Origin of the sequence: Alteribacter aurantiacus DSM 18675, assembly GCF_000429705.1 — a bacterium.
In the GTDB taxonomy this organism is placed as follows: Bacteria; Bacillota; Bacilli; order Bacillales; family Salisediminibacteriaceae; genus Alteribacter; species Alteribacter aurantiacus.
Genome location: NZ_KE386941.1, coordinates 54,185 through 68,530 on the forward strand (window position 1 = coordinate 54,185; position 14,346 = coordinate 68,530).

Consider the following 14,346-nt stretch of genomic DNA (forward strand, 5'->3'; position numbering starts at 1 on the left):
TGAAAATAAGTGGACCGAACGTAGAATAAGTTAGCCAAACAAATGATAAGTGGAACAAACTTAAAATAACGAAGACAAAACAACAATAAGTGGATCATACGGGAGGCGAAAGGCCTCGCCCTCCGTAAGTGCTCCGCTATCCTTCAGTCTCCTGAGCTTTTCCTTTCACTCCATCAATTTCTTCCATAAAGATGTGTGCAGGTTTCTTTCGCTTGCATGCGGGATGGGGGAAGGCGTATCCTGACCGAGCCAAATACCCGTTGTGTATGAGTCGTCCAAACCGACGAACCAAAGGTCATGAAAGCTTGTGGTGGTGCCGGTTTTCCCTCCTGCGTAACGATTTCCCGGAAGACGGGCTGCTCGTCCGGTACCGTCATCAACGACCTTTTGAAGTAACTGGCGCATATAGTCATTCGTTTCTTTTGTCCAAACGGACTCGGTTCGGTCATCCCACTCGTAAATCGTGTTGCTGTTTCGGTCCGTCACATGGGTAATTGCTCGCGGTCGTGTAAAATGGCCATCATTTCCAAACGTAGTATAAGCCCCTGTAAGCTCTAAAAGGGATACCTCCATCGTACCAAGTGCGGCAGAGAGCACGCGGTGATCGTTGGTCACACGACTGAATTCGAAAGGCTCGAGGTACTCGAATCCTTTCTCCACACCGATTTGATGAAGCATGCGTACAGCGGCTGTGTTATACGATCGAGCGAAGGATTTGTCTAGTGGGACCCAACCGTAAGTGGCTCCGCCAAAATTACCGGGAGCGTACCCATTGTGCTCGAAAGGACTTGCATCGATCACCGTAGATGGCCCCACACCTGTGTATTCCATATAAGGAGCAAAGGATAGAAACGGTTTGATTGCGGATCCCGGCTGGTTATAAGCCTGATAAACTCTGTTAAAGTCAAACTTTTGATAGTCAAGGCCGCCAGCTAGGGCGACGATCTGGTGTGAATCGTGATCGATCATCACGGCGCTTCCTTGCAGATTGGCTCCTTTTAACGTGTGATTGATCTCCTTAACGAGATGGTGCTGCTTGCTTTCATCAAGAGCAGTATGGATCCTGATTCCGCTACTCAGTAATTCGTTGACTTTTTCTTCCCAGCGTTCTCGTATACTCTGCCTTTTATCATCGGAGATTGCTTGTTTTACTTTTGCATCATACCCGTGATGGTGACCGATCAGCTCGTGAAATTCATGGTGCACATATGTGACGTAGTCGGGGAAAAGATCAATTTTGTTTTTTACATTCAAAAGAACCTCTTCTTCTTTTGCCTCATCATAATCAGAATCCGAGATAAAGCCTTCATTCTTCATTTGTTTTAACACCCAATCCTGCCTAGTGTGAGTGTTTTCCTTATGTAATAACGGGTTGTATAGTTCAGGGCGGTTCGGGATAGCGATTAAGAAGGTGCATTCCGCAAGTGAAAGTTCATGAGCATGCTTTCCGAAGTAAAATAGGCTCGCTGCTTCAATCCCGTAAATGCCGTTATGAAAATAAAGGACGTTCACATATAATTCAAGGATTTCTTCTTTTGTTAAATGGCGTTCCAGTTGATATGCGTGTAATAGTTCAACGAGCTTCCGTTCATACGTTTGTTCGTGAGACAAATAGATGTTTCGCGCGAGCTGTTGGGTAACGGTGCTGCCTCCTTGGGCAACCGACTGGGATTCGAGGTTTACGAGAAGGGCACGCACAATGCCTTGGACATCGAAGCCTTGGTGGTCGTAAAAGGATTGGTCTTCCACAGCCACGAGTGCTTCAATAACATGCCGTGGGATTTGGTCATATGTAAGATTGACTCTGTAATCACCGGCATACAGTTCTGAAATAACAGCGTCATCGGCTCCTTTAATAAAACTTGTTTCCGACAGAGACGTTTTTTTTATTGGCATTCGTTCATCCAATACATGATGAAAAGAATTGGCTTTTTGGTATTCGGTGATGCCTTCAATTAGAAAAAATGAAAAAGCCCCCATGAAAAAAAGGACCCAAAACGTTCCTGCCACTCCTCGCATGTCCTTACGCCTCCTTGCATTCTCCTTTTATTCTATTAAATACTGTCGAAAATTGGTAGGTTTTATACGCATGTCTTTTCAAAGAGAGCGAATGAACCTATGAAGCCATGCATAAGATGAATCAAGATATCTGGTTGTTTCCCCAACCAGTATTGGGAGGAGGCCCCAAATGGACATTCTTAATAAAATTCAGCAGTACCGGGAAGAGGAAGAGAACCTGAAGTGGGAAGGGACATTCGCGGAGTACCTAGACATCTTGAGAGAACGACCGGAAGTGGCACAGACTGCACACTCCCGTATTTATAACATGGTTAAAGATGCGGGCGTAGAGGAAGTCGATGGTAAAAAGCATTATCGTTTCTTTGAAAATCAGATTTACGGGCTTGAAGACGCGCTTGAAAGATTGGTAGAAGAGTATTTTCATTCAGCAGCCAAAAGACTTGATGTTCGTAAACGAATTCTCTTGTTGATGGGCCCTGTAAGTGGTGGTAAATCGACTCTTGTGACGATCTTGAAACGAGGACTTGAAAAGTATTCCAAGTGTGACAACGGAGCTGTCTACGGGATTAAAGGCTGTCCGATGCACGAAGATCCGTTGCACCTCATTCCGCACCATTTACGTGAGGAATTCAAAAATGAAACAGGCATTCGCGTAGAAGGAAACTTGTCTCCTCTCAACCTCATGCGTCTTGAGCAAGAATATGGTGGGCGTATTGAAGATGTAATGGTAGAACGAGTAATATTCTCCGAAGACAAGCGTTGCGGTATCGGAACGTTCAGTCCATCCGATCCGAAGTCTCAAGACATTGCGGATCTAACCGGTAGCATTGACTTCTCAACCATTGCGGAGTACGGATCAGAATCAGATCCTCGCGCCTACCGCTTTGACGGCGAGCTTAACAAAGCCAACCGTGGACTCATGGAGTTCCAAGAGATGCTCAAATGTGATGAAAAGTTCTTATGGCACTTATTATCTCTTACTCAAGAAGGAAACTTCAAAGCTGGGCGATTCGCGTTAATTTCAGCTGATGAAATGATTGTTGCGCATACCAACGAAGCGGAATACAAGTCGTTTATTTCCAATAAGAAAAATGAGGCTCTTCACTCACGGATCATCGTCATGCCGATTCCGTACAACTTGAAAGTCAGTGAAGAGGAACGAATCTACGAAAAAATGATTCGAGATAGCGATATTTCCAATGTCCACATCGCCCCTCATGCATTAAGAATAGCAGCGATCTTTACCATTCTTACAAGACTCAAAGAGTCCAAGAAAAATGGTGTGGATATTCTGAAGAAAATGAAGCTCTATGATGGGCAAAATGTAGAAGGCTTCAATACGCAAGACATAGAGGAAATGAAGAAAGAGTATCAAGACGAAGGAATGAACGGAATTGACCCTCGGTACGTGATCAACCGGATTTCCTCGGCGATCATTCGTAAAGAGCTCACGTCGATCAACGCCCTGGACGTACTTCGTTCAATCAAAGACGGACTCGATCAGCATGCGTCGATTTCAAAAGAGGATAGAGAGCGTTATCTGAATTACATCTCTGTCGCTCGTAAAGAGTACGACGAGATTGCGAAAAAAGAAGTACAGAAAGCCTTTGTGTACTCATATGAAGAGTCTGCGAAAACCCTCATGGATAATTACCTTGATAATGTGGAAGCGTATTGCAACAAAAACAAGTTGCGCGATCCGCTCACAGGTGAAGAAATGAACCCTGATGAAAAACTCATGCGTTCTATTGAAGAGCAAATCGGCATTTCCGAGAATGCGAAGAAAGCATTCCGTGAAGAAATCCTGATTCGCATTTCTGCTTACGCTCGTAAAGGGAAGAAGTTCGACTATCAATCCCACGAACGTCTCAGAGAAGCGATCCAGAAGAAGCTGTTTGCTGATCTGAAAGACGTTGTCAAAATCACAACGTCAACGAAAACGCCTGACGAAAACCAGCTCAAAAAAGTAAACGAGGTAATCGCACGCCTTATCGAAGATCACGGCTACAATTCCACTTCCGCAAACGAACTGCTCCGCTACGTCGGAAGCTTGCTAAACCGCTAAAAAGTTCAAGAAAAGTTCGGGGGACTGTCCCCCGAACTTTTTTGTTTTGGGGTTGACAACGAGAGGTAGCTATGAAACAAGGTTTTCTGTCTTGTGATTTTGGGTATGAAGTACGTAATAAGTAAAATCCTCTTTTCCTCTTCACCACTCTTCTGTTTTACATAACCTGCTTTTTTTATTCTCATTTAGGTTTACTATTTATCATTTCTGTCAATAGTAGTTAAGTTGGCTATAACGCTATAACTATCATACTAATTTTTTCAGTAACCTCTTCTTTATTTCATTTTATTAACAAATATTATTATTATTTAATAATAGTTTAAAACGTTATATCCATGGCTATTAATAGAGTATAAAAGTCCTTGAATTAATCAAATAAATGGAGGAGAACAAAGGATGAGAACAGAAGATGTCGGTAGTCGCCGAGCGGTAAGAGATCCTTTTAAAAAGAAGAATTGGAAGCTGGAGCTTTGGAGTTGGACGAAGACATTCATGATTGTTTTTATCATTGCTATTATGATTCGCGGCTTCATGTTCACAAACTATATAGTGTATGGCCAATCCATGATGCCGACGATCAATGACGGTGAACGGATTATTGTTAACAAAATCGGTTATGAGATTAGTCAGCCTAACCGATTTGACCTGATTATTTTTCACGCTACAGAGGATACGGATTACATTAAACGTGTAATCGGGCTACCCGGTGATACGATTCGTTACGAAAATGACATTCTCTATATAAATGATAAGCCCCATGATGAAGACTTTCTTAATCAGTTCCGAGAAGAATTGAATGGTGATATTCTGACCAGTGACTTCACATTAGAAGATATTACAGGAGAATTGAATGTGCCTGAGGGACATATCTTCGTACTCGGCGATAACCGGCAAAATAGTATAGACAGTCGTCAAATTGGATTTGTACCAATGGAACAAATCGTTGGACGAGCCAATATGGCATATTGGCCGATCCAAGCATTTAGACTGTTTTAAGATAAAAGAAGAGGCGTTCCTTCAAACAGAAGGAACACCTCTTTTTTGTTATACTGATAGCACTAACACACTCATAATAGGGGGTGAACGACTATGGGAAGAACTAAACTGGACGTCTGCGGAGTGAAAGTGGACCAACAAACCCGTTGTGCACACTATCATTCAGAGAACGACCGCATTTCTATCAAGATGAAGTGTTGTCAAACGTATTACGCTTGTATCACCTGTCATGAAGAGCTCGCCGATCATCCGGTTGAGAGGTGGACACCAGACGAATTTGAAACTACAAAAGCGGTCCTATGTGGGGCATGTAGAACGGAACTGACCATTAGTGAATACATAAATGGAGGTTCCGTGTGCCCTAACTGCGCAGCCGAATTTAATCCAGGTTGTGCTAATCATTATCATTATTATTTTAAATTGTGATGGATTGATCCTTACTCAAAAGTGAGGAGAGTATCATTCCCAGGAATATATAATTTTGAGTATTCCGTTTCAAGTCCATCTATTTCTGCATCCTTATTATCAATGTGTACCTCAATGACGAACTCATCCGAATTGTAGTATTCTTGGACTTTATAGATTGTTTCTTCAGCTAATGAGTCAAATTGTGATTGTTCCAGAGCCTCATGTCCATATGCTAACACTTGGACTCTCTTTAAAGGGTCTAATTCATTCCCTTCCGTACCTATGAATTCCTCCCCTAAAACTATAAATATGCTCGAGTGAGAAAAAGAACGGTCATGTGGAATCATTTGATATAACTCTTTATCCAAAAAGTCTCTCAAGTCATCATTATAGATATGTTTTTCTTCCGTTATTTTGAAGGTGGAAGCCTCATTAAACGTTTGGCCAATAGCGTAACGTTCAATAAAATCTTCTTCTATTTCAATATACGATATCGTAACAGGAACATCGTAGTGTTGATGGAAGTAATCCGTAACGTCTTCTAAGTAGTCAATATTCCTATTACGACTTGAAATCATTACTGTGCCCTGTACAAGTTCATCTCCAACGAACAAGCCTGTAGGATAGATGTAATCTAAATTCTGAAATCTATCCTTTAAAGTTACTAATTCATTTAATGTCATTAAGTCGCTAATTCTAGCATCTTTACCAAACCGGTATTCCGTTTGTAAATCTTGTGTAATAATATGGCTCGCTTCACTTAGGCTGAAAAATTGATTATGAATATGCAAGCCAACATTGTTTAAATCAATGTTATCGCTTAAAAAGTGATCAATCTTTGGAATAGTCCTACGAGACATTTCTTCATAGTCACCACGCTTTATCTCTTCACCATTTGAATCAAAAATATCTAGCTTTTCTGTTTCGGTGCCCGTTCCAATCATGTTCTCAATCTCTCCTTCTGTTAAAGGTTCCCTTTCAATATCCGGTCGAGAGAGAAGTGCCATTCCTCGCATGTCGGTATGCTTTGAAAAACTTGGTGGAGATACCACAAGGTCACCCGCTTTAATATAAGATAATCCAATAATAACAACTAAGAAGGTAGCTGCGAGCATTCCGAATAGAGGCTTAGAGCCGGTAACGACTTGTTCGAAAAAGGAGGGCTTTATCTTTTTCTTCATGTTTTGTAAAACAAATTCTTTCTGCAATGAAGAATACGGATTCCCCTCAAAAGCTTTATCGAAAGCCTTTTTGATCTCATCACGCTTCGGGTCCATTGTAAATCCCCCTTTTTTCAAGCTCCAACTTTAACCGTTTTCTTCCCCTTTGAAGCTTGCTCTTAATGGTCGACTCTTTCTCATCCAACAAGTCGCTAATCTCTTTAACAGAAAAGTCCTTATAGTAATAAAACAAGATGATTTCACGGTACTTTAGGGGGAGGGTCATAATGGCCTCTGAGATGACCTCGTCTTCTGATTGTTTTAACACAATCGCTTCCGTTTCGTTGTGAGAGGAAGTAAATATCTTTTCTAACACGGTACTTACTGTGACTCTTTTTACGTAACTTTTACGAAGATAGTCTTTGGCCTGGTTCATGGTGATGCGATACACCCATGTTTTGATGCTCGACTGGTGATGAAACGAGTCCATGTGGCGAACCGCTTTAATTAACGATTCTTGAACCACATCTTCAGCAATGCCCCAGTCTTTTACATATGTATAGGCAAGGTTTATAAGATCCTTGTAATAATCATCTATAAACTCAGAGAGAATGTCTTCATCATCATGCTCGTCTTCAGCCACTACGTTGTCTAAAATCATACATGCCCTCCAATCATTTCAATTTTTGCTTAAAATTAGACGTATCTTCTATGGTATAGGATACAGTCATTTTTTTCATTACCTTTTCACAACACAATGCCCCTGGTAAAACGAAGGCATTGAAAAAGTTAAAGGTCGAACTTTTTCAGTTCCTTCTGTTACAACTCAATGGTGCAAAAAAAAAGATGCCCCTTGTAAAAGGGACACCTCTATTCTTAAGCACTTTTCTTCGTTTTGCCACGTTCTGATTGTTTCTCCTGAGCGAGTGCTTTAAACAAGGAGAAAATCATGAGAACCATGATGATGGAAAAGGGAAGGGCAGCAATAATCAAGGCGTTTTCCAATGCCTGAAGCCCATCTGAGTACAAGAGGATGAGGGCTGTTGCTGATAGCATAAGTCCCCATACCAGTTTGATCGTTTTGGATGGTGTCAATGATCCACCAGTTGTTTGCATACCGAGAATGAATGTTCCTGAATCGGCTGACGTGATAAAGAATGTACAAATTAACAAAATGGCCACCATGGACATGAGTTGCCCCAGTGGGAAGTTTGAAAAGACGCCGAAGAGAACTTCTTCTGTCGCGAGGTCTGAGATCGCGTCTATTCCACTTACTTCTAAGTTAATGGCCGCGCCGCCGAATATGGATGCCCATAAAAAGCCAACTGCACACGGAACGAGTAAAACAGCCGTAACAAACTCACGAATGGTACGACCTTTTGAGACCCTTGCAATAAAGGAACCAACAAAAGGTGCCCATGCAATCCACCAAGCCCAAAAGAAGATAGTCCATCCGTTGATCCACTCTCGGCTCTCCCCATCAAGTGGGCTTAGCCTAAAGCTCATGCTAGGTAAGGTCTGAATATACGTTCCGATCGTGTTAGTGAATAGGTTCATGGAAAAGAGCGTAGGACCTACACTGAACATAAACGTAAACAATGTGATAGCTAGAATCATATTCACGTTACTTAAGTATTTGATGCCTCTGTTCAGACCTGTATATGCAGAAATTAAAAACAGGACAGTCACCACTGAGATGATCATCAACTGGACCAAAAAGTTGCTTTCAATCCCAAATAAGTAGTTTAATCCCCCATTAATTTGCACAGCCCCAAAGCCTAACGTACTTGAAACACCGATAACCGTAGCGGTCACCGCAATGATGTCAACAACATGTCCCACAAATCCATGAGCATGTTTCCCGATCAATGGTTCAAGGGTGCTACTAATAAGTCCGGGAGCTCCTTTACGAAATTTGAAGTAGGCGAGGATCAACGCCACAATGGCGTAGATGGCCCAAGCATGGAGTCCCCAATGGAAAAAGGTAAACCGCATCGCATCTAAAATCGCCTGATTTGATCCAGGCTCTGAAGTAGGAGAATCAATCATGGCGTGAGAAAGGGGTTCCGCAGCTCCCCAAAACACAAGACCAATCCCCATACCTGCACTGTACAACATTGCAAACCAGGTCGGGTAATTATAATCAGGCTTGTCATCCGGCTTCCCTAATTTGATCCGTCCATACGGGCTTGCGATTAAAAATAAACAAATAAGTACAAAAATAGAAACAACTAGCAGGTAGTACCAGCCAAGTGTTTCAGTAATGAAGGCTTGAAGGTTGCCGGTTATCCCCTCAAGTCCAGTAGGGGCAATGGCTCCAAATAATACTATACATAGTAAAATGATCAGAGCACCCCAGAATACAACCGTTACTTTTTTCATGCGCATATCCTCCTTATAGAATATCTATCCTATTCCCTGTCGCTGAACAAAAATATCCTATACTTACACGAAAGTCAAAAGAAAACTGTTTATCTCATCATTTATGCACCAGTTGAATATAAAAAAGATGCCCCCCTATTAAAAAAGGAGGCATCATCCACGTAACACTATGCTTTTTTACTCGCGCGATCTGACTTTCTCTCTTGAGCGAGCGCTTTAAATAACGAAAATACCATGAGAATCATGATGATGGAAAAAGGAAGAGCTACAATAATTAAAGCATTTTCCAAAGCCTGCATCCCTCCGGTGTACAACAGGATCAATGCAGTTGCTGAAAGCATCAACCCCCAAACGAGCTTGATCACACGGGATGGATTCAATGATCCCCCAGTCGTTTGCATTCCGAGAATAAACGTACCAGAGTCGGCGGACGTAATAAAAAACGTTCCGATCAACGTAATGGCAACATAAGACATAACTAATCCAAGGGGGAAGTTGCTAAATACGCCGAACAGTACTTCTTCGGTAGCTAGCTCTGAGATGGCCGATATGTTTGCGTCTTCCAAGAAAATAGCTGTTCCGCCAAACACAGAGAACCAAAGAAAACCGACAATACATGGAACGAAGAGAACACCGAGTACGAACTCTCTTAAGGTACGCCCTTTGGATACACGTGCGATAAATGAACCTACAAACGGAGCCCAAGCAATCCACCAAGCCCAATAGAAAAGCGTCCATCCATCAATCCACGCCCTACCTTCGTCATTAAGAGGGCTCAGTCGGAAACTCATGCTCGGTAGGGTCTGTAAATACGTACCGATTGTATTGGTAAAAAGATTCATCGTATACAAAGTCGGACCTACAATGAGCATGTAAAGAAAAATGAGTAGAGCGAGGGTCAAGTTTGTATTACTCAAATATTTAATTCCCTTGTTTAGCCCAGAATAGGCTGAAATCATAAACAAAACGGTAACAACAGCAATAATGATCGCTTGAATGACGATGTTGTTCCCCACGCCGAGCAGGTAGTCAATTCCGCCATTAATTTGTACTGCCCCAAATCCGAGAGAGCTCGCTACTCCAATAACCGTTGCTGTAACCACAATAATATCCACTACATGTCCAAGAAGCCCTTGGGTATGCTTGCCAAACAACGGCTCAAGCGTACTACTCACAAGCCCTGGCGCGCCTCTTCGAAATTTAAAATAAGCAAGAATCAATGCCACAATGGCGTAAATCGACCAAGCGTGGACACCCCAATGAAAGAATGTAAACCTCATCGAATCGAGAATCGCTTGATTCGTTCCAGGCTCTGTAGTAGGAGATGAGATCATGGCATGAGAAATCGGTTCAGCAACCCCCCAAAACACAAGGCCAATCCCCATCCCTGCGCTAAACAACATCGCAAACCAAGTTGCGTAGTTATAATCAGGTTTATCTTCTGGCTTCCCGAGCTTTATTTTTCCATAAGGACTGACTGCAAAAAACAAACAGACAAGTGCAAAAACGGAAACAATCATAAGATAATACCATCCGAGGGTTTCGGCAATCCAATCGCGTAACGAAGAGGTTGCATTTTCAAGACCAATAGGCATAACAACCCCGAAGCCGACGATAAACAGTAATATCACAAGTGAACCCCAAAAAACCACGGTTACTTTGTTCATAAACGATTTTCCTCCTCAAAAGCTTGTCCACTTAGATTCCCTTAAAAAGTATAAAAACATGTCAAGAAATCATAAGAAGTGGAAAAATCGTAAAACCATGGCTCTTAGGTGGCTAAATGTGTATGCATAAACGTGCAAAACGTTCAAATGAAAGAAACGTCATTTCCGCTCATAGATTGTCGGTATTCTTAAGGAATAGGAAATGCCTGTCCGATTTATGCCTGCAAAGTGATGTAAATGCTTGTATATTTATCAGATTTTTTTGTCAACTAACCGAGCTACCTGCATAGGATAAAGTAAGCTATTCAAAAGACACCTTGGTGAAAGACAACTGACCTGATTTCGTCACTTTTAATGTATGTGCGATAAAAAAAGATTGTGCCTGTCCCAAGAACTTTTTTGAGAATGAGCATTCGTTACACGAAGTAACGATATTACCTAAAAAGGCATTGTAAAAATGAAGGAGGGAGTAAGACAATGAAAAGTAACGTCGGAAAAAATTATGTTGTCTCTCAGGATAATTGGTCCCTCCACCGTAAAGGCTACCAAGATCAACAACGACACCAAGAGAAAGTGCAAGAGGCGATCAACAAAAACTTGCCTGACTTGGTGAGTGAAGAGAACATTGTCATGTCAAATGGCCGAGATGTAATCAAAATACCGATTCGCTCTCTAGATGAATATAAAATTCGCTATAACTATGATAAAAACAAACATGTGGGCCAAGGAGACGGAGACAGTGAAGTTGGCGATGTAGTAGCAAGAGACGGTGCTCCGAAGCCGGGCGCAGGGCAAGGTGAGGGAGCCGGTGATCAACCGGGAGAAGATTTTTATGAAGCAGAAGTAGCCATCTCTGAACTTGAGGAAATGTTATTTAAAGAGCTGGAACTACCGAACTTGCAGCAAAAAGAAGAAGACAACATTGTCGTTGAAGACATTGATTTTAATGACATCCGTAAAAAAGGACTTATGGGTAACATTGATAAGCGACGGACGATCATTCAAGCCATTAAGCGAAATGCCATGGCCGGTAAAAAAGGAATCATGCCTATTTATAATGACGACCTGAGATTTAAAACATGGAATGAAAAAGTGAAACCGGAATCCAAAGCCGTGGTCCTTGCTATGATGGACACGAGTGGAAGTATGGGCCGCTGGGAAAAGTACATGGCTCGAAGCTTTTTCTTCTGGATGACCCGCTTTTTACGCACGAAGTATGAAACGGTAGATATCGAGTTTATTGCTCACCATACGGAAGCAAAAGTCGTGACAGAAGACGATTTCTTCATGAAAGGTGAAAGTGGAGGAACGATCTGTTCATCCGCGTATCGAAAAGCCCTTGAACTCATTGACGAAAAATATTCTCCTGAACGCTACAACATTTACCCGTTCCACTTTTCTGATGGTGACAATTTAACGTCTGATAATCAGCGCTGTTTAAAGCTCGTTAAAGAACTCATGGAGCTCTCAAGCATGTTTGGATACGGAGAAGTAAACCAATACAACCGACCGTCCACATTAATGGGCGCATACAAAAACATTCGCGATGAACGTTTCAGACACTTTATCCTTCGGGAAAAAGGCGACGTCTATCAATCGCTCAAATGGTTCTTTAGAAAAAATGAAGAAGCTATGAGTTAATTAAACATCCCTCGGAAGCCATTCCGGGGGATGTTTTTTTTATTGAAGAGGCGGGTAAAAGTAATGATGAAGGAAATGTGCTTGAGGCTCTTGTATGAGAGCGAGGGTTATTTAGAATGCGGCTTTTACCATTATAAAAGCAAGAAGTTGTTTTTGTACGCTGTTTTCACAAGAGGTGTTGCTTTTATACAAGAAAAGTTGAAGCAAAAGGGCCCAAGACTCCTGTGGCTGTGGGGGCAATGCAAGACCCCACAAGACGCAGGAAGCCACTGAAAAAGTACACCCCGACTTTTTCACTTCCTTTATTTGAATGGCAATGGCTCCACTCGGTTGCGCGCCTGATACGAGAAGCCCACTCGTATCAGGCTTTCAAAACAGGCAACCGTTACGCTCATTGCTTCGAAGGCATTGAAAAAGTTAAAGATAAAACTCTTTCAGTGCCTTCACGCAGTCCGAGGAGGCTTGCCAGCACCGCCACAGAAAGTGAAGGGCCCGTATGCTTCAACTACAATTCTAATGATGAAGACAATAATAAAATAGCAACAATCTATACGAAAATAGCCCTTTTTAAGCCTAATTATAACTCAACATGAAAACGAAAAGTAAAAGGAGGACAAGCTAATGCCTTGGACAAAAAACGATTACCCAAGCTCAATGAAAAATCTCGATAAAGAAGTAAGAGACAAAGCCATTGAAATCGCAAATTCCATGGTTGAAGATGGTTACGATGAAGGCCGAGCCATTCCAATTGCCATTGACGAGGCTAAGAAAGTGGGCCCAAAGAGTGATGTAACCTACACGGTCACTTACAAAGATGAAAAGTGGGCGGTAAAAAAAGAAGATGCAGACCGGACAACGAATATATATGATCGAAAAGACCAAGCACTCGAACGAGCCGACGAACTCATCGAGAGCCAAAATGCACAAATCAAAATATACAGCCAAGACGGTCGTTTACAGGAAACGAAAAAAGCAACTGAATAAGTTGATGTTGACAGTTCTGTTTTGCAGGCTGTCTTTTCTTTGCTATATTTTAATAGTGAAATTTAGGATTCTGGAGGGATGAAATTGTGAAAAAGTGTGCAGTCTTTTGTGGGTCGAGGGCTGGTAATCATCCAGCTTACTTAGAAGCGGCAAAAACGTTGGGTAAAGCCATGGCAAAGCGTAATACCGAGCTTATCTACGGGGGAGCAAGTGTGGGAATTATGGCAGCGGTTGCCGATGCGGTTTTGGAAAATGGAGGACGAGCAACAGGTGTCTTACCGCGATTTCTAGGAGATCGAGAAATTGCTCATGAAAAGCTTACGGAACTACATATGGTCGATACGATGAGTGAAAGAAAGCAAATGATGGCAAAGTTATCAGACGGTTTTATCTCCTTACCAGGGGGGATTGGGACAATGGAAGAGTATTTCGAGATGCTCACCCTCGGATATTTGAGCCAACATCAAGGAAAAAGCGGTCTTTTAAATGTGAACGGTTATTATACACCGCTCATGACTTTTTTCGATCATATGCAAGAGCAAGGCTTTATTGACCAAAAGACGAGAGAGGGTATGATCGTAAAAGAAGATCCTGAAAGGCTATTGGATATTATTTTTCCGGAATAAAGGATTAAATGGTTTTTCACATTAATAAGATGACGCAAAAAAACCTGCCGGGCTTCCTTTGCAAGGAAACCTTAGGCAGGTTAATTTGTCTGTGAACGACCTTTTGAAAGACCGAGTATTGTACTTACAAGTTGATATACGCTAAACAAGACAATGCACGTGACAAGGGATCCTGCCATATAGCCGGCAGAGAAGTGGGAATTTCTAAACCATTCCTCGTTCCCTCCAACGAACACTCCTGCACCAATGGAAAGAAGGAAGATAACAGCGACAATGATTTGCTCAACCTTTTCTTCTTTCGAAACATTTTTAAATTTAAACAAGCTTCTTCCCACCTTTCAAAACCAATGTTCTTACTGAAAGTATACGGTTTTACATGAATATTAGCAATGGGAGAA

Annotated in this window: 12 protein-coding genes; 6 read left to right on the forward strand and 6 right to left on the reverse strand. The window is 42.0% G+C overall.

Annotated features, from left to right (window positions below):
- Positions 1–165: 165 nt before the first annotated feature.
- Positions 166–2,019: a transglycosylase domain-containing protein gene (locus G476_RS0103405; protein ID WP_026688833.1), complete on the reverse strand. Its 1,854-nt coding sequence runs from the start codon at positions 2,017–2,019 to the stop codon at positions 166–168.
- Positions 2,020–2,188: 169 nt separating this feature from the next.
- On the opposite strand from G476_RS0103405, the gene G476_RS0103410 reads away from it, so the two are divergent.
- The 3 genes from G476_RS0103410 to G476_RS0103420 all read left to right on the forward strand — a co-directional run bounded on the left by G476_RS0103410 (position 2,189) and on the right by G476_RS0103420 (position 5,506).
- The gene (locus G476_RS0103410) at positions 2,189–4,084 is read left to right on the forward strand and encodes a PrkA family serine protein kinase (RefSeq protein ID WP_026688834.1); all 1,896 of its coding nucleotides are present in this window, start codon (positions 2,189–2,191) and stop codon (positions 4,082–4,084) included.
- 396 nt (positions 4,085–4,480) lie between these two features.
- Positions 4,481–5,080, forward strand: coding sequence for a signal peptidase I (gene lepB / locus G476_RS0103415; RefSeq protein ID WP_084405585.1), 600 nt, complete (start codon positions 4,481–4,483; stop codon positions 5,078–5,080).
- Positions 5,081–5,173: 93 nt separating this feature from the next.
- Positions 5,174–5,506 carry a CHY zinc finger protein gene (locus G476_RS0103420; RefSeq protein WP_026688836.1) on the forward strand — a complete coding sequence of 111 codons (333 nt, stop codon included), beginning with the start codon at positions 5,174–5,176 and terminating at the stop codon, positions 5,504–5,506.
- 11 nt (positions 5,507–5,517) lie between these two features.
- On the opposite strand, the gene G476_RS0103425 is transcribed toward G476_RS0103420, so the two are convergent.
- The 4 genes from G476_RS0103425 to G476_RS0103440 form a co-directional block, all read right to left on the reverse strand.
- Positions 5,518–6,765 (reverse strand): hypothetical protein, encoded by a 1,248-nt coding sequence (locus G476_RS0103425; RefSeq protein WP_026688837.1) that lies wholly within the window; start codon positions 6,763–6,765, stop codon positions 5,518–5,520.
- A complete protein-coding gene (locus G476_RS0103430; RefSeq protein ID WP_051314634.1) occupies positions 6,749–7,309 on the reverse strand; it encodes a sigma-70 family RNA polymerase sigma factor in 561 nt (186 codons plus the stop codon). Before G476_RS0103430 ends, G476_RS0103425 begins: the two co-directional genes overlap by 17 nt.
- Before the next feature lie 215 nt (positions 7,310–7,524).
- Entirely contained in the window at positions 7,525–9,030 is a 1,506-nt protein-coding gene (locus tag G476_RS0103435) for a glycine betaine uptake BCCT transporter (RefSeq protein ID WP_026688839.1), read from the reverse strand.
- A gap of 167 nt (positions 9,031–9,197) precedes the next feature.
- Positions 9,198–10,697 carry a BCCT family transporter gene (locus tag G476_RS0103440; protein ID WP_026688840.1) on the reverse strand — a complete coding sequence of 500 codons (1,500 nt, stop codon included), beginning with the start codon at positions 10,695–10,697 and terminating at the stop codon, positions 9,198–9,200.
- A 477-nt stretch (positions 10,698–11,174) separates the two neighbouring features.
- Between G476_RS0103440 and yhbH the strand changes: the two genes are divergently transcribed.
- The 3 genes from yhbH (at position 11,175) to G476_RS21180 (ending at position 13,948) form a co-directional block, all read left to right on the forward strand.
- A complete protein-coding gene (yhbH, locus tag G476_RS0103445; protein WP_026688841.1) occupies positions 11,175–12,338 on the forward strand; it encodes a sporulation protein YhbH in 1,164 nt (387 codons plus the stop codon).
- A 621-nt stretch (positions 12,339–12,959) separates the two neighbouring features.
- Positions 12,960–13,322: a DUF2188 domain-containing protein gene (locus G476_RS0103455; RefSeq protein ID WP_026688843.1), complete on the forward strand. Its 363-nt coding sequence runs from the start codon at positions 12,960–12,962 to the stop codon at positions 13,320–13,322.
- 86 nt (positions 13,323–13,408) lie between these two features.
- Positions 13,409–13,948, forward strand: a complete 540-nt coding sequence (locus G476_RS21180; protein ID WP_035186067.1) for an LOG family protein — start codon at positions 13,409–13,411, stop codon at positions 13,946–13,948.
- Between the two features lie 80 nt (positions 13,949–14,028).
- Here G476_RS21180 and G476_RS0103465 read toward each other — a convergent pair whose 3' ends face one another.
- Positions 14,029–14,271 carry a hypothetical protein gene (locus tag G476_RS0103465; protein ID WP_035186068.1) on the reverse strand — a complete coding sequence of 81 codons (243 nt, stop codon included), beginning with the start codon at positions 14,269–14,271 and terminating at the stop codon, positions 14,029–14,031.
- Positions 14,272–14,346: the final 75 nt, after the last annotated feature.

Coding starts and splice junctions, on each gene's coding strand:
- G476_RS0103405 (WP_026688833.1), bottom strand. CDS start 2,019: ATGCGAGGAGTGGCAGGAACGTTTTGGGTCCTTTTTTTCATGGGGGCT.
- G476_RS0103410 (WP_026688834.1), top strand. CDS start 2,189: ATGGACATTCTTAATAAAATTCAGCAGTACCGGGAAGAGGAAGAGAAC.
- lepB (WP_084405585.1), top strand. CDS start 4,481: ATGAGAACAGAAGATGTCGGTAGTCGCCGAGCGGTAAGAGATCCTTTT.
- G476_RS0103420 (WP_026688836.1), top strand. CDS start 5,174: ATGGGAAGAACTAAACTGGACGTCTGCGGAGTGAAAGTGGACCAACAA.
- G476_RS0103425 (WP_026688837.1), bottom strand. CDS start 6,765: ATGGACCCGAAGCGTGATGAGATCAAAAAGGCTTTCGATAAAGCTTTT.
- G476_RS0103430 (WP_051314634.1), bottom strand. CDS start 7,309: ATGATTTTAGACAACGTAGTGGCTGAAGACGAGCATGATGATGAAGAC.
- G476_RS0103435 (WP_026688839.1), bottom strand. CDS start 9,030: ATGAAAAAAGTAACGGTTGTATTCTGGGGTGCTCTGATCATTTTACTA.
- G476_RS0103440 (WP_026688840.1), bottom strand. CDS start 10,697: ATGAACAAAGTAACCGTGGTTTTTTGGGGTTCACTTGTGATATTACTG.
- yhbH (WP_026688841.1), top strand. CDS start 11,175: ATGAAAAGTAACGTCGGAAAAAATTATGTTGTCTCTCAGGATAATTGG.
- G476_RS0103455 (WP_026688843.1), top strand. CDS start 12,960: ATGCCTTGGACAAAAAACGATTACCCAAGCTCAATGAAAAATCTCGAT.